This is a genomic window from Fusobacterium necrogenes, from assembly GCF_900450765.1.
Classification (GTDB): Bacteria; Fusobacteriota; Fusobacteriia; order Fusobacteriales; family Fusobacteriaceae; genus Fusobacterium_A; species Fusobacterium_A necrogenes.
In genome coordinates, this window is sequence record NZ_UGGU01000003.1 from 644,182 (window position 1) to 662,931 (window position 18,750).

Consider the following 18,750-nt stretch of genomic DNA (forward strand, 5'->3'; position numbering starts at 1 on the left):
AGGACAAATGTACTATTTAACAAATGGTGGAATACTTATGTATGTGATACTTGTCATGTCTATAATAGGTTTGGGAGCCGTAATTGAGAGATTTATTTTTTTTAAAAAAACAGAAGTTGAAGCTAGAAAATCTTTAGGAAAAGAATTAAAAAAAGTCATAGAAAGTGGAGAGGTAATAGAAGTATTAAAAAAATTAAAGGTGGAAAGATCAGCAGTATCAAGAGTATTATTTGCTATACTTGTTGACTATTACCAAAATCCTAACTCAACTGTAGAAAAATTGGAAGAGAAAGGAAAAGAAAGAGCATTATTGGAGATAACACAACTTGAAAAGAATATGTGGTTAATTTCCTTAGTAGCTCATTTGACTCCATTTATTGGACTTTTAGGAACAGTTACAGGAATGATAAAAGCTTTTCAAGCTGTAGCTATTTATGGAACAGGAGATGCTTCTGTTTTAGCAAAAGGTATTTCAGAGGCCTTATTTACAACAGCTGGAGGACTATTTGTTGCTATTCCAGCTCTGATATTTTATAATTATTTTAATAAAAAAATTGATATGATTATATCGGATATAGAATTTTCATCAACAGAACTTATCAATATATTTAGAAAGTAGGAGAAAATTATGAAATTAGATAGAAGAAAAAAAAGAGGAGAGGGATTACTAGAGCTTACTCCACTAGTAGACGTAGTATTTCTTTTATTGATCTTTTTTTTAGTTGCTACTACTTTTGAAGATATAAAAGGTGGTATCAAAATAGAGTTACCTCAATCTGCTATAAGAGAGATATCTGAGGTAAAAGAGATACAAATATTAGTGGATAAAGATAAAAAAATGTTACTTAATTATAAAGTAGCAGGGAAAAATGAGCAAGTAGTTGTGGATAAGGGAAATCTTAAAGACGAATTAGAGAAGAGATTAAAAGAGAGTCCAGAGAAAAATGTAATCATAAGTGCAGATAAAAAACTGGACTATGGTTATATTGTTGAAATAATGAGTATATCTAAAGAGGCTGGAGCTACTTCGTTAGATATAGATACAGCTAGCAAGAACTAGGAGGAGCCTATGAAAAAAGATGATGGGATAAGTTTACTGCTTTCAATAGTAATAAATGTAATTATTCTTTTTTTAATACCAGCTCTTTCAACTAATGTAGTTGAAAATAAAAAAATAAAAGTAGGATTAGTAGCCTATGAAAATAAAAATAGAACTAAATTAGATGGAGAGAAAAATAATAATACTTTTCAGAAAAAAACAACTCAAGAAATAGTGAAGAAAAAACTAATTAAACAAGAGAAACCAAAGGAAGAGAAAAAAGAAGAGAAACCTGTTGAAAATAAAAATTTAATTGAGAAAAAACTAACTGGGAAAAAAATAAAAAATGAGATAGATATGGAAGCTTTAAACAATATAAATAGTAATCTATCTATACCACAAGCAGAAATTTTAACAACTCCATATTTTAAAAATGAATACAGACAGATACAAAATTTAGAAGTACCTAAAAAAGAGATAAAAACAGGAATGCTTTCTGATGTAGAGATTAATGAAAATATATCTTTAACTAAAGAAATTATATTAGGGGAAAATGAGGTTTTGGATCTAAAGGATGAAGAAAGAATAACTTTTAATTCTGAGATAGGAAATGATTCTTCGTTTGATAGAATTTTAAAAATTTCTGGAGATGTGGAAGGCTTACCGAGTGGTTATAAATTAGGAACAGAAGATGGAGATATAGTAGCTAAATGGGATAATACAAATAAAGAGCCAATATATCCTGAAACAGCTCAATTAAAAGGGTTACATGGAAGTGTAAAAATAAGAATGAATGTAGATGAAAATGGAAATATAAAAGAAGTTAGATTAGAGCGTGGAAGTGGTGTCCCTGAGATAAATAATGCGATAGAAGAGGTAGCTAGAACTTGGAAAATTTATTTAAGCAAGAATGGATTGAGTGTAAGGGGAAGTGTAATATTGGAATATAATTTTACATTGAAGGGAAAAGTAAATTGATTAAAGAGGTGAAAAAATTGGTTCTTTTGGGATTTAGACTAGAAAAAAGTTTGAAAGAGGAGTTAGAAAATAACTATGAAAATGAGTTGACTTTTGCTGATAATATAACTGATTTTATTGATTGCTTAAAAAATAAAAAATATGAGGCTATAATAATCGAAGAGAAAAATCTTCAAGAGGAAGCTCTAATTAATCTTATAAAAAAGGTAGGAGAATACCAAAAAAAAGGAGTTATAATTGTTTTAGGAGAAACTTCTAATTTGAAAGTTGTGGCAGGAAGTGTAAAAGCTGGAGCTTATGACTATATTTTAAAACCAGTAGAAATGTCTAATATAATTAAAATTATTGAAAAATCTGTAAAAGATTATAAGCTTTTAGCTGAAAGAATAGATAAACATAAAAGTTCAGGAGATAAATTAATTGGTCAAACTAAAGAGATAGTTGAGTTATATAAAATGATAGGGAAGGTTGCAACGAGTAGAGTTCCTGTTTTAGTCGTTGGAGAGAAAGGAACAGGAAAAACAAGTGTTGCTAAAGCTATACATCAATTTAGTGATTGGTCAAATAAGCCTCTTTTGAGCATTAATTGTACTTCTTTTCAAAATGAATTATTAGAAAGAAAAATGTTTGGTTATGAAAAAGGAGCTTTTAAAGGAGCTGTTTTTCCACAGATAGGAGAACTAGAAAAAGCTAATGGGGGAACATTGCATTTAGGAAATATTGAATCTTTAAGTTTAGATTTACAATCAAAAGTATTGTATTTCTTAGAAGAGGGAGAGTTTTTCAGAATGGGAGGAGCAGAACCTATAAAGATAGATGTAAGAGTTGTTGCTACTACTTGTGAAAATTTAGAGGAGCTTATTAACCAAGGAAAATTTATAGATGAATTATATAGGAAATTAAGGGTTTTAGAGGTTAATATTCCACCTCTTAGAGATAGAAAGGATGATATCCCACTCATAGTAGATCACTATCTTTTAGAGTGCAATACCGAACTTCATAAAAATGTTAAAGGTATAAGTAAACCAGCATTAAAAAAAATGCTAAGATATGACTGGCCAGGAAATGTAAATGAACTAAAAAATGCTATAAAATCAGCTGTAGCTTTGTGTAGAGGAACCTCTATTCTAATAGAAGATCTACCTAATAATGTCTTAGGAACAAAAATAACTAAGAAAAAAGGTGAAGGACAAAGCTATGATTTAAAGGAATGGATAAAAGCTGAAATAGCTGAGTATAAAAATAATAATCAAGGAGATTATTATGGAAATATAATTTCTAAAGTGGAAAAAGAGTTAATTCGTCAAGTTCTTGAAGTGACTAATGGTAAAAAAGTAGAAACTGCAGAAATATTAGGAATAACTAGAAATACTTTAAGAACTAAAATGAGTAATTATAATTTGGAGTAAAATATGTATATAACATTGTATAGGAAATATAGACCTAAAGATTTTAAAGATGTGGTTGGACAAGAAGAGATAGTAAAAACTTTAAAAAATTCTTTGAGAAATGGAAGGACTTCTCATGCTTATCTTTTTACAGGACCTAGAGGAGTTGGAAAGACTACTTTGGCTAGATTAATGGTCAAAGGAGTGAATTGCTTAGAAAATGGGATTACTGATGAACCTTGTAATAAATGCGAAAATTGTATGGCTATAAATAATGGAACATTTTTAGACATGATGGAAATAGATGCTGCATCAAATAGAGGAATAGATGAAATTAGGCAATTAAAAGAAAAAATAAATTACCAACCTACAAAAGGAAGAAAAAAAATATATATAATAGATGAAGTTCATATGCTTACAAAAGAAGCTTTTAATGCTCTTTTAAAAACATTAGAAGAACCACCTGAACATGTTATTTTTATATTAGCAACCACAGAAGCAGATAAAATATTGCCTACTATCATTTCAAGATGTCAAAGATATGATTTTAAAGCTTTATCTCTAAATGAAATGAAAAAACAATTGAACTATATAAGTAGAGAAGAGGAGATAGAAATATCTGATGATGCATTGGAAGTAATTTATGAGAATTCTGGTGGAAGTTTAAGAGATGCTATTTCTATTTTAGAAAGAGTAGCAATAACTTATTTAAATGAAAAAATTACTCTTGAGAAAATAGAAATAATATTGGGGATGACTCCAGCTACAAAAATGGAATTATTTCTTGACGAAATAAAAAAAAGAAATTACAGTAAACTTATAGAAATTTTAGATGATTTTTGGAATAACTCTACTGAAATAGAATTATTTTTTAAAGATTTTGCTAAATATTGTAAAACTCTTATAAGTAAAGGGGATTTGGAAATAGATTTAGGCCTCACAATTATAGGTTGTATATTTGATTCATTAGGAAAATTTAAATATGAAGAAGATAAAAGGTTAGTAGGGTATGTAATAGTAGATACTCTATTAAAAAGAACTATGAAAGAAAAATTCATAATGACAGAAAAAAATCCAAAAGATGAAACTATTCTCGATTTATCTGAAAGTTTTAAAAATAAGAAAGAAAAAATAAAGACACTTACTTTAGAATATATATCTGGAAAATGGAGTGATATATTAAAAGAGGCAAAAAGAGAAAAAATAACATTAGGAGCTTTCTTAATTACAGCTAAGCCTTATAAGTTGGATGAAGATACATTATATATAGGCTTTGATCCAGATAGTGTTTTTTGTAAGGAACAGATGGAGAATAAACTTTATAATGATGTCTTTACAGATGTTGTGAAAAAAATTTTGGATTCTGAATTGAAATTAAAATATGTCATTATTGGAAAGAAAAAAGAAACAGAAAAAGATAGTAGAGATTTTACAAAAAAAATAGTTGATTTCTTTGGTGGAGAAATTATGGTATAATATGGAGGGTAGATGTTTTTAATAAGTAGTGTTTTATCAATCATTCTTCTTTTCTTCCTTTCGCTTCTTATACCAGTGTTGAGTTTCACTCTTCCTATTTATAAGATAAAGAAAATGAAAAGATTTACTACAAAAGAAAAAGTAATTATTAATATAATAATTATTTTTTTAATAGCTATTATAAACCCATGGTTACTTTTTTTCTATGTAGGTTTTTTTATGGTGATTGAATTTTTATATAATTATTTTAATAATATAAGAAATAATATAAAAAAGTTTGACAGAATAGTAATTATATCAATTATTACTACTGTTATTATGGCTTTTGTACTATTTTTATTAAGAGAAGAAATAAATAATAATATTGAACTTTTGATGAAGGTGTATGAACAACAGTTTCAAATTACAAGATTAGAAAGTATGGAGATATTTTCTATGATAAAGGAAAATTTTCTTTATTATATTTTTGTCTATTCAATACTTTCTGTATTTTTAGTATATGTTTCATTAGATATTAAAGACTATAATGAATGGACAATATCATTTGAATGGTTACTTATATATGTGATTAGTTTCTTTTTCATTTATTTATTGAAGATAGATAATTTTTATATAAGTAATTTCTTACAGATAGGAGAAACTATTTTTCTATTTTTTGGAATAAAGACTTTATATTCATATTTTATGAGTTTAATAAAGCAAATTAATATTTCGAATATATTAGCTATAATAGTAGCATTTATGTTTCCGTTTGGAACTTTTTTAGTTGGAGTTCTGGGTGGATTTAAAATAGATAAAAAATAATTGGAGGATAAAGAAATGGCTAAAATACAAGTAATACTTACGCAAGATGTGGCTGGACAAGGAAGAAAAGGAGATATAGTATCGGTATCTGATGGATATGCTCATAATTTTTTAATAAAAAATAATAAAGGGATTCTTGCAACTCCGGAAGAATTAAAAAAAATAGAAAATAAAAAGAAAAAAGAAGAGAAAAGGCATGAAGAAGAAAAAGTTAAAGCTCAGGAGTTAAAAAAAATATTGGAGCTTAAGAAAGTTGAAATTTCAGTAAAAACAGGAGAAAATGGGAAATTATTTGGAACTATTACAAATAAAGAGGTAGCGGTAGCTTTAGAACAAACATTTGGAATAAAGATTGATAGAAAGAAAATAGAATGTAATATAAAGAGTTTAGGAGAGCATATAGCAATTATAAAACTTCATACCGAAGTTAAAGCTGAGGTAAAAATAATAGCTAAAGCTCAATAGTTATTTAGGGAGAAAAAATGTTAGATGTAGAAAATTTAAGAAAGGTTCCTAGCAGTATAGAAGCAGAGAAATCAGTACTAGGAGGGATATTTTTAAAACCTGATATTTTTGGAGATGTAATTGAAATATTAAGTTCTAGCGACTTTTATAAAACTGGGCATAAGCTTATATATGAGACTATGAGAGATGTATATAATAGTGGGATGGCAATAGATCCTATTGTTGTAATAAACAAGTTAAAAAAAAGTGAAAAATTTGATGAATTAGTAGGTGAAGAATTATTTTTTGAAATAATATCTGATGTACCAACTGCAGCTAATATAATAGAATATGCCAAAATTGTGAAAGAAAAAGCTACACTTAGAAGATTAGGTGAAGTAGGAACAAAGATAGTTGAACTTGCCTATGAAGGATACGAAGAGGTAGATAATATTCTAGATAAAGCTGAAGGAATGATATTTAAAATATCAGAAAATGTAGACTCCAAAGATTTAGTTAGTTTAAAGGATGTAATTGCACAAGAATTTGTGAGGTTAGAAAAGGTTTATCAAAATAAGGGTGTAGCTACAGGAATATCTTCTGGCTTTTCAGATTTTGATCAAATGACAAGTGGCTTTCATCCATCTGACTTAGTTATTTTGGCAGCTAGACCTGCTATGGGGAAGACGGCTTTTGCCCTAAATTTGGCTTTAAATGCAGCTATGAAAAGTAAAAAAGGTGTGTTATTATTTAGTTTAGAGATGTCTAGTTCACAGTTATTACAAAGGCTTCTTTCAATAGAAGCAGGAATAGGGCTTCAAAAAATAAGAAATGGTTTTTTAGATCCAGACGATTGGGGAAAATTAGGACTTGCTAGTATGAAACTTTCAAATTCTGAGATAAATATAGCAGATTTACCTAATGTAAATGTATTAGAGATAAGAGCTATAGCTAGAAGGTTAAAAGCTGCAGGTAAATTGGATATGATCATTATAGATTATCTTCAATTAATAAAGGGGAACAATGGAAAAAGTGATAATAGACAACAGGAAATATCAGAGATATCAAGAGCTTTAAAAGGGATAGCAAGAGAGTTAGATATTCCAATAATAGCTTTATCCCAATTATCAAGAGCAACTGAACAAAGAGCAGATAGAAGGCCTATGTTATCAGATTTAAGAGAGTCTGGAGCAATAGAACAAGATGCTGATATGGTAATGTTTTTATATAGAGATGACTATTATAATGAAGATTCTGAGGATAAAGGTCTTACCGAGGTAATTATAGGAAAGCAAAGAAATGGACCAGTGGGAACTATAAAACTCAGATTTTTTCATGAATATACAAAATTTGAAAATTTTACGTCGAGAGTTGAATAGAGTAGAAAGGATTGGTATAAGTGAAAAAAGTTGAATTATTAGCTCCAGTAGGTAATATGGAGAAATTTAAAATGGCTCTTCACTATGGGGCTGATGCAGTATTTTTAGGTGGAAAAATGTTTAATTTAAGAGCTGGAAGTAATAATCTTTCTGATGAAGAGCTAGAGTATGCTGTAAATTATGCACATGAAAGAGGAAAAAAAGTTTACCTCACACTAAATGTGATTCCTCATAATCAAGAATTAGATTTATTGCCTGATTACATAAAATTTTTGGATAAAATAGGCATAGATGGAGTAATAGTAGCTGATCTTGGAGTTTTTCAAATTATTAAAGAAAACTCAAATATTCCTATTAGTGTAAGTACACAGGCAAGCAATACTAACTGGCGTTCTGTAAAAATGTGGAAAGATTTAGGAGCTAAAAGAGTTGTATTAGCTAGGGAGATTTCATTAGATAATATAGCAGAGATTAGAGCTAAGGTTCCTGACATAGAATTGGAAGTATTTGTACATGGGGCTATGTGTATGGCTATATCTGGAAGATGTTTATTAAGTAATTATATGACTAGTAGAGATGCCAACAGAGGTGATTGTTCTCAAGCTTGTAGATGGAAATACAATCTTGTAGAAGAAACAAGACCTGGAGAGTACATGCCTGTATATGAAGATGAACATGGAACATATATTTTTAATTCAAAAGATTTATGTACAATAGAAATTATAGATAAAATATTAGATTTAGGTGTAGATTCTCTTAAAATAGAAGGAAGAATGAAGGGAATTTATTATGTAGCTAATGCTGTAAAAGTATATAGAGATGCTATTGATAGTTATTACTCAGGAAATTATAAATATAATCCTAAATGGTTAGAGGAATTAGAATCAACTTCTAATAGAGGTTATACAAAAGGTTTTTATTTAGAAAAAGCAGGAGTTGAATCACAAAATTATAATGATAGAAATTCTTATAGCCAAACACATCAATTAGTAGCTAAGGTAGAGAAAAGATTATCAGATAATGAGTACATATTAGCTATTAGAAATAAATTATTAGTAGGAGAGAAATTAGAAGTAGTTAGTCCAGGTATAAGTGTAAGAGAGATAGTTTTACCTAAAATGATACTTATTAATAAAGATAGAGAAGTAGGAGAGGTAGAAGCTGCTAATCCTAACTCTTTTGTTAAAATAAAATTAAATGAAAGATTAGATGAGTTAGACATGCTTAGAAAGAAAATCTAAAATTAAGGAAATATAAAGAATTAATAACTTATAAAGAGAAATTAATTAAAGTCAGCGGAATAGAATTTTAAAAAATACAGTTTTTTAATAAAAAATGTATTTCCAATATTTATTTTTGCTGACTTTATTTTTCTATTCTTAAATCTTTTACACTCTCTCTTTCAATTAAATCACAGGGCATAATAATTTTTTTTACTCCATGTTCTCCCTCCCAAAGTTCTTCCATTACATTTAAAGCAGCATTAGCATATTCTCGCATAAAAATTCTAATAGATGAAAGAGCAGGAGTAGTATATTCAGAAAGAGGAGTATCGTTAAAAGTTATAATACTGATATCTTCTGGAATTTTGATCTCTTTTTCTCCTAAAGCTTTTAATATACCTGGAGCAATTGCATCTGAAGATATAAAAAAAGCTGTTGGAAGTTTAGAGTTTTTTAAAAAATACATAATATTATGGTATCCAGATTTAGAAGTCATCTCGCACTCTACAACATATTTTTCATTAAATAGATTGATTTCTTCTAAAAAGCTTTTGAAATATACATATCTAGAATCAATTTTCCATTCTTTTGTATTTCCAAAGGTGTATTTACTTCCAATAAATCCAATATCTTTATGACCTTTATCTAAAAAATGTTTTAAAGCAATTCTTACCCCTAATTGATAGTTAGGAATAATACTATGATAAGTCAACTCATCAGGAGATGAGTCTATAAAAACAATATTTCTAGTATAGGATTCAAAATCAGCTATCTCCTCTAACGTAAATCTTCCTATTGGAAATATTCCATCTAGTTTCTTTTTGTTGATTTTTATAAAGTTTTTATCTTTATTTCTAAAAAGAGAGATAACTTCTATTCCTTTTTCTAAACAAACTTCTTCTAGAACATTTTTCATCATAATATAGTAAATATCTTTTTTCTGTTCTTCTAATTCAAACATTTGAGCTATACCAATTTTATATTTTTTAGCTTTTCTATCCTTGTATCTCTGCCCTATTGTTTTATAGTTTAATTTATTAGCTACCTCTATAACTTTTTCTTTAGTTTGATTAGAAACATTTAAGGTAGTATCATTGTTTAAAATTCTTGATACAGTTGTTATTGAAACATCGCTTAACTCAGCTATCTCTTTAAGTGTTGCCATAAATATCTCCTATTTCTATTTATTATAATTTTAATTTAAGAAATTTATAGATATACAATAAAAATCAAGAACGGCAAAGATTGATAAGAATAAATAAAGCAAGTTAGCGAAAGTAAACATTAAAAAACACAACTGTCTAAGACGAAGTCGAGTTTTGTGTTTTTAGTGAACCAATCTATACTTGCTCTTTATTCTTTGAACGAAAGTCATTCTTGAATTATTTTAATTAATTATAACAGCCTCTAATATTCTTTTCAATTTTTATATTTTATTTGTAAATATCTCATTTGAAATTATAATTTTATGCTAGATGTAAATAGTGAGTACATACTAAGAAAAATACTATTAGAGCACAAGCATCAATTATAGTAGTAATAAATGGACTTGCTATGATAGCAGGGTCTAGTTTAAGTCCTTTAGCAATAATAGGAAGAGTACTACCTACAACTTTAGCAATAATTATTGTAATAAATAAACTGAGTGATATAGCAAATGAAACAGAAAAATTAATATCACTTAGATAGTAAATAATTAAAAAATTAACTATTGAAAGAACTGTCCCTATTATTATACTAACTCTTAATTCTTTTGAAAAAATTTCCCAAATATCTGATAACTCTATTTCTTTTAAAGCTATTCCACGAGTTATTAACATAGACGCTTGTGAGCCAGCATTTCCACCAGTTGACATAAGCATAGGAATAAAAGAGATTAAAACAATAGTTGATCTTAAAACTTCTTCGTAAGTCCTAACTATTATACCAGTAAAGGTAGCAAGTATCATAAGAATTAGAAGCCACGTAATTCTTTGTTTGACTAAAGAAAAAACAGACTCTTTTAGATATTCTTCATCGGATGGAACCATAGCAGCCATCTTTTGCATATCTTCAGTATTTTCTTGGTCGATTACATCCACTACATCGTCTATTGTAATAATACCAACAAGTCTGTCTTCATTATCTACAACAGGCATGGATGTTAAATCATATTTTCTAAAATTTGAAGCAATATTTTCTTGGTCATCAGTAGTATGAGAACTTACAAAATTCGTCTCCATAGCTTCTATGAGAGGCACATCATCATCTAAAAAAATTAATTTTTTAAGAGAGATATATCCTACAAGTTTTCTTTGATTATCTATTATATAGCAAATATCTATAGTTTCATTATCAATTCCGAATCTTTTGATAGAATGAAGTGCCTGTCCTATGTTCATATCATTTTTTAAAGAAAGATATTCAACAGTCATAACACTACCAGCGCTATTTTCTGGATATCTAAGAAATTGATTGATTAAGTTTCTTATATCAGAAGGAGTATTTTGTAAGATTTTATCTACGATATTTGCTGGCATCTCCTCAATAAAATCGACAGTATCATCAATAAACATATCATTAACAATATTACGAATTTCTTCATCTGTTATATTTTCAATGATCTCTTGCTGTTTATCAGAGGAAAGATAGGAAAAGACATCTGCTGATAAATTTTTAGGCAAAATTCTGAAAAGCTTTAGACTTTGCTCTTTACTCATCTCTTCAAATAATTCTGCTATATCAACAGGTTGTAAATCAACAAGTATCTCTCTTAACTTATTAAGTTGATTGCTCTCTAATAAATGATAAATATCTTCCAATGGAACCTCCATATAAAAAAAACCTCCATATAATAAAATTTCTCTCTATATAGATTACCATTTTAATTGGAAAAAGGCAAATAAAAATTCTATATTACTACAAAAGATTTGATAAATATTGTATAATATTTTTGTATGAAAGATTAGGAGGCTAAAGATGAATATAAAAGCTAGAGTTATTAACTTAATTAAAGAGGTAGAAAATGGAAAATATTCTAATATAGTCTTAAATGAATATTTTAGAGATAATAATCTCTCTAAAAAAGAAAGGGGTTTTATAACTGAGCTTTTTTATGGAGTGATTAGAAATAAAATATTTCTTGACTATGAGATAGACAAAAGAACTACTACTATAAAAAAAGATTGGATAAGAAATATTTTGAGAATATCTATGTATCAAATAAGCTTTATGAATAGTGATGATAAAGGAGTTATCTGGGAAGCCACAGAGCTTGCTAAGAAAAAATTTAGTGTTCCAGTTGGGAAATTTATCAATGGAGTATTAAGAAGCTATCAGAGAGAATGGCAAGAAGATGTCAAAGAGCTAAAAGAAAGTGGGAAAAATTATATATATCTTTCATATCCAGAATGGTTTTATAATAAACTTGTTTCTGAGTATGGGGAAGAGGAGGGAGAGTTATTTTTACAATCTCTAAAAAAAACTCCCTATATCAGTTTTAGAGTTAATAAATTAAAATATAGCTGTGAAGAGTTTGAGAAACTATTACAGGAGAAAAAAATTGACATAATAAAAAAAGTGGATAGTGTATACTATGTAGATTCTGGAATATTATTGTATAGTGATGAATTTAGAGATGGAAAAATAATAGTACAAGATGCCTCATCATATCTATCAGCTAGAAATTTAAATCCAAAACCTGATGAGTCAGTATTAGATACTTGTAGTGCTCCAGGTGGAAAGACTGCTGTACTTGGAGAGCTTATGGAGAATAGAGGAGAACTATTAGCTCTAGACATATATCCACATAAATTAAAATTAATAGAAGAAAACTGTCATAAATGTGGTGTAGATATTGTTAGAACTGTAAAGATGGACGCTAGAAAATTAAAGGAGCAAGGAAAAAAATTTGATAAGATATTAGTAGATGCTCCATGTAGTGGTTATGGTGTACTTAGAAAAAAACCAGAGGCTATCTACAATAAAAATTCTGAAAATGTAGAGGAGTTAGCTAAACTTCAGTTTGAAATTTTAGAATCAGCTTCTCAAGTTTTAAAAGATAATGGAGAATTGGTGTATAGTACTTGTACTATTTTAAAAGAGGAGAATGGAGAAAATATTAAAAAGTTTTTAGAAAAATATCCAAACTTTAAAACAGTAGAGCTGTATATTCCTGAAAATGTAAATGGAAGCTATGATAATGTAGGTGGGTTTACTGTGGATTATAAAGAGGATATTTTAGATGGATTTTATATAGTAAAACTTAAAAAAAATAAAGAGAAAGGATAGTTATGTTAGAAGAATTAAAAGAAGCAAATGAATATATAATAAGCAAGATAAAAGAGAATGATGAATTAATACTTGAGATGGAAAAATATGCTAATGAGTATAATGTTCCAATAGTTACTAAAGAGGTAGCTGAATATCTTAAATTTATAGTAAAAAGTAATGGGATAAAAAATATATTAGAAGTAGGAACAGCTATTGGTTATTCAGGAATATTAATGGCTAAAGAGATAGAAAAAAATGATGGAAAGCTTTATACAATAGAGATAGATGAAGCAAGATATAATTTAGCTCAAGAGAATTTTAAAAAGTCTGGATTAAATAATATTGTATCTATAAAAGGAGATGCAGTAGAAGAGATTAAAAAAATAGATGAAAAATTTGATTTTGTCTTTATTGATGCTTCTAAGGGACACTATATGGAATTTTTTGAAGATTCATATAAATTGTTAAATAAAGATGGAATAATATTTATTGATAATATTATGTTTAGAGGATATCTATATAAAGAGTATCCGAAGAGATTTAAAACAATAGTAAGAAGGCTAAATGAGTTTATTGAGTATCTATATTCAAGAGATGGAGGAGAGTTTGTACTTCTTCCTTTTGGAGATGGAATAGGGTTATTTAGAAAAAAATAAATGTTTTAAGAAAATTGCTAAAATCTTTTTTATGAGGTATACTCATACTAACAAACTAGGATTATACAAAGTAAGGTGATAGTTATGGGTAAACCAAAAATGTTAGTAAGAAAAAAATTGAGAAAGGAAGTACTTGAGCAAATAGAAAATTTTCCAGTAAATTTACCAAGAGATTATAATATGGCGGATTGGAAATTTGAAAAGTTAATAGAACAGGTCAAAGATTTTGAAGAAGACTTAGATGATGATCATGAAGTAGCTATAAAATTAGCTTCATTTGGATCAGCTGTTATTATGTATGTAGTTACTATGGGATATCAAAATCCTGATATGCTTTATTTTTATGGTTTTGTAGATGGACAACCAGCTCAGCTTATCCAACATATGAGCCAACTTAATTTTTTAATTACTTCAGTAGAAAAGATAGATAAGGATAAACCAGCTAGACGTATTGGTTTTGCTCTTCCGACCTTAGATAAGATAGAGGAGAAAATTGAAGAGAGTAAATAATTAAAGGGGGAGTTATAGAAGCTCCCCCTTAAGTATAGTCTTAGAAAAACTTTCCATTGTCGCAGTAGTTTTCTCCTTGAAGTGGAAAGAAAATTACACAACAATCTTTGTTTCCATTGATTTTTTTAATAAATTTTGTAATGAAGTCAGCAACTTGTTTTTTAACTTCTGGAGTTCTTTCAAACCAGAATAGTTCAACAAAAGTATACCCCTCTACAATCCTTCCATCAAAAATATATTCAGTATCAATATGCTCAATAGTAAACCAAGTTCTGTCACATTTTACGATTTCAGTAAGTCCATCTATAAGTTCCTTACTATTTTCAATAATTGGCTGTTTAGGTATTCCTCTAATTTTTAAATGTGGCATATTATTCCTCCTTATGTTTTTTTATAAATGAATTAATTATAACTCTGTTTTTTCAGGTATTAGTGTAACATCTATATAATTTTTAAGATTAATAGCATCTCTTGCTACTTTTTGTAGATTTTTTTCAGTCATAAGTTCTTTATATTCACTAGGAGTAGCTAATTTATAGTTAGGAATAGTTATATCTTGATATAAATAGTTAAACCAAAAGCTATTTTTCTTTAACTCTGTCTCATATGATAGTTCATAATTTTTTATAACACTATTAATTTTTTCTATATCAATATTTTTATAAAGTAATCTTTCTAATGTTTGAAAGATAGCCTCTTTAATCTCATCAATTCTAGGGATATCACAGCTATAGTAAATTACCATTTTATCCTCTCCATAATTATTAGGAGAAAGTGAAATTCTAGAAGAGATAGAGTAAACACCTCCAATCTTTTCTCTAATATCTTCTATAAGCGCAATATCTAAAATTTCAGAAAAACCATTATAAAGAGTTTTTTCTTCATATCCATATTGAGAGTTATAAGGGAAAATAAGAGTAACTGTAGCTTTTTTATCTATACCTTTTACTACATCTTTTTTTACAATTCCTTTTGGAATATTTAAATTTAATGACTTTACTTTTGTTGTATCCTCAGCCCCAGGTAAAGATGCAAAGTATTTTTTTAGGCTTTTTTCTAAGTTATTTTGATCAAAAGATCCAACTATTATTAAATTATATTTAGAAAAATTATTAAATTTATTTTTATATTCAGTTAAGATTTTTTCAGAAGTAATCAATTCGATATCTCTTAATGAAAGAGGAACTCTTCTGGGATTATTTCCACTATAAATTTTATTAATTTCATCATTGTATAAAGTTTTTGGAGAGTTATTTCTATTAGTTATACTTTCTTTTAACTCTGCAATAGTATTATTAAGAATTGTAGGGTCAACTTTTGGTTCATAAATTAGATAATTCATATATTCTAGAGCTATTTCATAATTTTTTCTATCTGTTGTAATTAAAAATCCTTGTTCATAGTCATTGATATATGAAGAAAGAGAAAAGTTCTTTCCTTTCATAAAAGTTTCTACATCTTTTGGTTCTAAGATACTAGCACCAGATTCTTCAATTATTGAAGTTGCTACAGATGAGTTTATGAATGAAGAAAAATCATCATTAGAATTTCCTTCTTTTTTAAAAAATTTAATGTATATTTTATCATTATCAAAGTCAGTTTTTTTTGTATAAACTTTTATTCCATTAGAAAGAGTATAATTATCATTTTTTTCTTTTATAAATTCTCCTTCATTTACTTTAAGTGGTGGAAGCACTACAGGTTTAAGAGAAAAATCAAAGTTTTCTTCCATTTTTTTACTATTTTTTATAAGTTTTTCTAATTCTTCATCATTAATTTTATTCTGTTTTGTATTAGTTGTTAAAAAATAGAGTGAATTTTTTTTAAAGATTTTTTTTAATCTTTTTTCTAAATCTTTTGTAGTGATTTTGTTTATAAGTTTTGAATAGATAGAGAATTCTTGTTCAATATCCATAAAACTTTCTTTAGACATTACATATTCTACTAAAGAATCAGCATAAGTATCATGAGTGATACTATCTTTATTTGCTAACATGTTCTTATAGCTATTGATTAAATTTTCTTTTTCAAGTTCTAATTCAAAATTATTGATACCATTTTTTAATGATGAATTAAAAAATTGGTTAAAAAGAGTTATTCCTTCTTCTAATCGATCTTGTTTTATAATAGTTGCAGAAGTAAGAATATCTCTAGAATTACTAATATCATACTTATATACAAGTGACTGTAGAAAAGGAGTATCTCCATTTTTTTGTAGATTAGCAAGTCTTGTATTAAGTATATTAAAAAGAAGTTGATCTATTATATATTTTTTCATAGAACTTTCATCTTTTACAATATTTCTATCTAAAATTTTAGTAATTGAAAACATATTATATGTTATTTCATCGTCTGAAAAAGTTATATACTTATTTTTTAAATCTTTAAGCTCATATTCCTTTGGTACTTCAGCTTTTTTAGTCGTAGAATAGTTAAAATACTTATGGATATAAGCTTCTACTTGATTAGTATCAAAGTCACCAACAGCTATAATAGATATATTTTCTGGTTGATACCATTTTTCATAAAAACGTTTTACTAAGTCTTGGTCGGCTCCATTTATTATTTTTGGAAGTCCTATAGGAAATCTATCATAGTATCTTGAACCTTCAAATAAAGCTTTTTTTTGAACATCTCCAAGCCTTTGAGTTAAACCTTGTCTAAGTCTCCATTCTTCAATCACAATTTTTTTCTCACTTTCTATTTCTTCAGAATCTAGTGTGATTTCAGTAGACCATTCTCTTAAAACTTCTATTCCATCTTCTAACTCTTTTGGACTAGTAGGTACAAGTAGTTTATATACAGTTCTATCAAAAGATGTATAGGCATTTAAATCTGCGCCAAAATTTAGACCAATAGATTGAAGATATTTAATCATTTCATTTTTTTCAAACTTAGTGGTTCCATTGAAAGCCATGTGTTCTAAAAAATGAGCTATTCCTTGCTCTTTATCATCTTCCATAAGAGAGCCAGTTTTAACTACGAGATTGAGTATAGCCTTGTTTTCAGGTTTTTTATTTTTATAGATATAGTAGTGTATTCCATTTTGTAATTTTCCACTTATTAGATTTTCACTATTTTGTAATTTTTGAGCAAATAGGGTAACAGAGAAAATTAAAAGTAAAAACAAAAATTTCATTTTTTTTAGGAATTTCATTCTAACCTCCTTTAGTATAGTTTAAAATATCTAGTTTATTTTACTATATTTTTTTCTAAAATACCATGTTTATTTTATTTTTTTAGATAATATGTTATAATAATTTTAATAGAGAAAGTAGATAGGTATTGGGAGGAAATAAAAGTATGAAAGATTGTATTTTAGTTGGTGTAGCAGGTGGAAGTGGAAGTGGAAAGACAACTGTTGCAAACAACTTAGTAAAAACATTTAGAGCTGAAGATGCTGTTTTAGTTGAACAAGATGCTTATTATAGAGAACTTGTAAATATGAGCTTTGAGGAGAGAGCTACGGTCAATTTCGATCATCCTGATTCAATAGAGTTTGAACTTTTAAAAGAGCATTTAATTTCTTTGAAAAATAAAAGAGCTATTGATAGACCTATATACGATTTTACAACTCATTCAAGAAAAGAAGGAGTAATAAAGATAAATCCATCTAAAATAGTTATTGTAGAAGGAATATTGATTTTTGCTGTACCAGAAATAAGAGAATTATTTGATATGAAAATATTTGTTGATACAGATGCTGATGAAATGATACTTAGAAGAATAGAAAGAGACATGAATGAAAGAGGGAGAAGTTTTGCATCGATAAAAAATCAGTATCTTACTACTGTAAAACCTATGTTTTTAGAGTTTTGTGAATCTAGTAAACGTTATGCTGACATAATTATTCCTAGAGGTGGAGAAAATAAGATAGCTATTGACATGGTAGTTAGTACATTAAAAAGATATTTAAATCAAGAAAAATAGATAAATTAAAAAGGAAGGGGGTATTAAATGAGTTTTAGAATAGTTTTAATACATGGTTTTAATAAAAGCTATAGAGATATGAAACCTCTTCAGGAAAATCTTGAATTACTTGGGTATAGAGTTGAAAATTTAAATTTTCCTTTGACTTTTCCAGATATAAAGTTTTCTGAAAATATGCTAAAAGAGTTTCTTTTAGATTTAAAATATGGTGGACTCAATGAAAAGGAAGAGATAATTTTAATTGGATATGGATTAGGAGGAAAACTTATAGAGAGAACTTTAAGAGATGTTGAGGTAAAAGGAATAGTAGATAAAATTATTCTTATTTCTGCTCCACTCAAAGATTCAGTGATTCATAGAAGATTAAAAAGAATTTTTCCTATTTTAGATAATATTTTTAAACCTTTACGTATATTGAGTAAAAAGAGCTCTTTTAAATTAGATGAATCCATTGAAGTGGGAGTAATAATAGGAACAGAGCCATGTGGAGTTTTTTCTAGATGGTTAGGAGAAGAGAGTGATGGCGTTGTAAATTTTAGGGAATGTATATATGAAGGAGCTAAAGAAATACTTAAAATCCCACTTGTTCATAATGAGATTCATAAAAAAATGGGAACAGCAAAATATATAAATAATTTTATTGCTAAAGGTGTATTTAGAATAGAGTAAGGA

The 18,750-nt window shown here is 27.5% G+C and carries 18 protein-coding genes; 14 read left to right on the forward strand and 4 right to left on the reverse strand.

Translation table 11 applies throughout. The annotated features are described in order from the left end of the window. Positions 1 to 7: 7 nt before the first annotated feature. Genes DYA59_RS03350 through DYA59_RS03390 form a run of 9 tightly spaced genes read left to right on the forward strand, consistent with a single transcriptional unit; the run spans position 8 to position 8,749 of the window. Positions 8 to 619, forward strand: coding sequence for a MotA/TolQ/ExbB proton channel family protein (locus DYA59_RS03350; protein WP_115269362.1), 612 nt, complete (start codon positions 8 to 10; stop codon positions 617 to 619). Between the two features lie 9 nt (positions 620 to 628). Next, a complete protein-coding gene (locus tag DYA59_RS03355; RefSeq protein WP_115269365.1) occupies positions 629 to 1,060 on the forward strand; it encodes an ExbD/TolR family protein in 432 nt (143 codons plus the stop codon). A 9-nt stretch (positions 1,061 to 1,069) separates the two neighbouring features. Beyond that, a complete protein-coding gene (locus DYA59_RS03360; protein WP_115269367.1) occupies positions 1,070 to 2,017 on the forward strand; it encodes an energy transducer TonB in 948 nt (315 codons plus the stop codon). 17 nt (positions 2,018 to 2,034) lie between these two features. Further along, positions 2,035 to 3,426 carry a sigma-54-dependent transcriptional regulator gene (locus DYA59_RS03365; RefSeq protein WP_115271460.1) on the forward strand — a complete coding sequence of 464 codons (1,392 nt, stop codon included), beginning with the start codon at positions 2,035 to 2,037 and terminating at the stop codon, positions 3,424 to 3,426. A gap of 3 nt (positions 3,427 to 3,429) precedes the next feature. Then, the gene (dnaX, locus tag DYA59_RS03370; RefSeq protein WP_115269369.1) at positions 3,430 to 4,881 is read left to right on the forward strand and encodes a DNA polymerase III subunit gamma/tau; all 1,452 of its coding nucleotides are present in this window, start codon (positions 3,430 to 3,432) and stop codon (positions 4,879 to 4,881) included. A 12-nt stretch (positions 4,882 to 4,893) separates the two neighbouring features. Further along, complete coding sequence (locus tag DYA59_RS03375) at positions 4,894 to 5,685, forward strand: hypothetical protein (RefSeq protein WP_115269371.1); 792 nt, start codon at positions 4,894 to 4,896, stop codon at positions 5,683 to 5,685. A gap of 15 nt (positions 5,686 to 5,700) precedes the next feature. Further along, complete coding sequence (gene rplI / locus DYA59_RS03380) at positions 5,701 to 6,150, forward strand: 50S ribosomal protein L9 (protein WP_115269378.1); 450 nt, start codon at positions 5,701 to 5,703, stop codon at positions 6,148 to 6,150. Positions 6,151 to 6,167: 17 nt separating this feature from the next. Then, entirely contained in the window at positions 6,168 to 7,508 is a 1,341-nt protein-coding gene (gene dnaB / locus DYA59_RS03385; protein ID WP_115269379.1) for a replicative DNA helicase, read from the forward strand. A gap of 20 nt (positions 7,509 to 7,528) precedes the next feature. Beyond that, positions 7,529 to 8,749, forward strand: coding sequence for a peptidase U32 family protein (locus DYA59_RS03390; protein WP_115269381.1), 1,221 nt, complete (start codon positions 7,529 to 7,531; stop codon positions 8,747 to 8,749). 124 nt (positions 8,750 to 8,873) lie between these two features. Here the strand turns inward: DYA59_RS03390 and DYA59_RS03395 are convergent, their stop codons facing one another. Next, positions 8,874 to 9,896 (reverse strand): LacI family DNA-binding transcriptional regulator, encoded by a 1,023-nt coding sequence (locus tag DYA59_RS03395; protein WP_115269383.1) that lies wholly within the window; start codon positions 9,894 to 9,896, stop codon positions 8,874 to 8,876. 301 nt (positions 9,897 to 10,197) lie between these two features. Continuing rightward, on the reverse strand, positions 10,198 to 11,532 hold the full coding sequence (gene mgtE / locus DYA59_RS03400; RefSeq protein ID WP_147368831.1) for a magnesium transporter: 1,335 nt from the start codon (positions 11,530 to 11,532) through the stop codon (positions 10,198 to 10,200). A gap of 157 nt (positions 11,533 to 11,689) precedes the next feature. Between mgtE and rsmB the strand changes: the two genes are divergently transcribed. The 3 genes from rsmB to DYA59_RS03415 all read left to right on the forward strand — a co-directional run bounded on the left by rsmB (position 11,690) and on the right by DYA59_RS03415 (position 14,148). Beyond that, complete coding sequence (rsmB, locus tag DYA59_RS03405; RefSeq protein ID WP_115269388.1) at positions 11,690 to 13,000, forward strand: 16S rRNA (cytosine(967)-C(5))-methyltransferase RsmB; 1,311 nt, start codon at positions 11,690 to 11,692, stop codon at positions 12,998 to 13,000. 2 nt (positions 13,001 to 13,002) lie between these two features. Beyond that, positions 13,003 to 13,638 carry an O-methyltransferase gene (locus DYA59_RS03410; RefSeq protein WP_115269390.1) on the forward strand — a complete coding sequence of 212 codons (636 nt, stop codon included), beginning with the start codon at positions 13,003 to 13,005 and terminating at the stop codon, positions 13,636 to 13,638. Positions 13,639 to 13,722: 84 nt separating this feature from the next. Further along, positions 13,723 to 14,148, forward strand: a complete 426-nt coding sequence (locus DYA59_RS03415) for a DUF6173 family protein (protein WP_172606945.1) — start codon at positions 13,723 to 13,725, stop codon at positions 14,146 to 14,148. Positions 14,149 to 14,188: 40 nt separating this feature from the next. Here DYA59_RS03415 and DYA59_RS03420 read toward each other — a convergent pair whose 3' ends face one another. Continuing rightward, a complete protein-coding gene (locus tag DYA59_RS03420) occupies positions 14,189 to 14,518 on the reverse strand; it encodes a DUF1904 domain-containing protein (RefSeq protein ID WP_115269392.1) in 330 nt (109 codons plus the stop codon). A 36-nt stretch (positions 14,519 to 14,554) separates the two neighbouring features. Next, the gene (locus DYA59_RS03425; protein WP_115269394.1) at positions 14,555 to 17,305 is read right to left on the reverse strand and encodes a M16 family metallopeptidase; all 2,751 of its coding nucleotides are present in this window, start codon (positions 17,303 to 17,305) and stop codon (positions 14,555 to 14,557) included. Between the two features lie 146 nt (positions 17,306 to 17,451). Here DYA59_RS03425 and udk point away from each other — a divergent pair, with 146 nt between their 5' ends. Both udk and DYA59_RS03435 read left to right on the forward strand, forming a co-directional pair. Then, positions 17,452 to 18,078: a uridine kinase gene (gene udk, locus DYA59_RS03430; protein WP_115269396.1), complete on the forward strand. Its 627-nt coding sequence runs from the start codon at positions 17,452 to 17,454 to the stop codon at positions 18,076 to 18,078. Positions 18,079 to 18,105: 27 nt separating this feature from the next. Then, a complete protein-coding gene (locus DYA59_RS03435; protein ID WP_115269398.1) occupies positions 18,106 to 18,747 on the forward strand; it encodes an esterase/lipase family protein in 642 nt (213 codons plus the stop codon). The last annotated feature ends 3 nt before the right edge of the window (positions 18,748 to 18,750 follow it).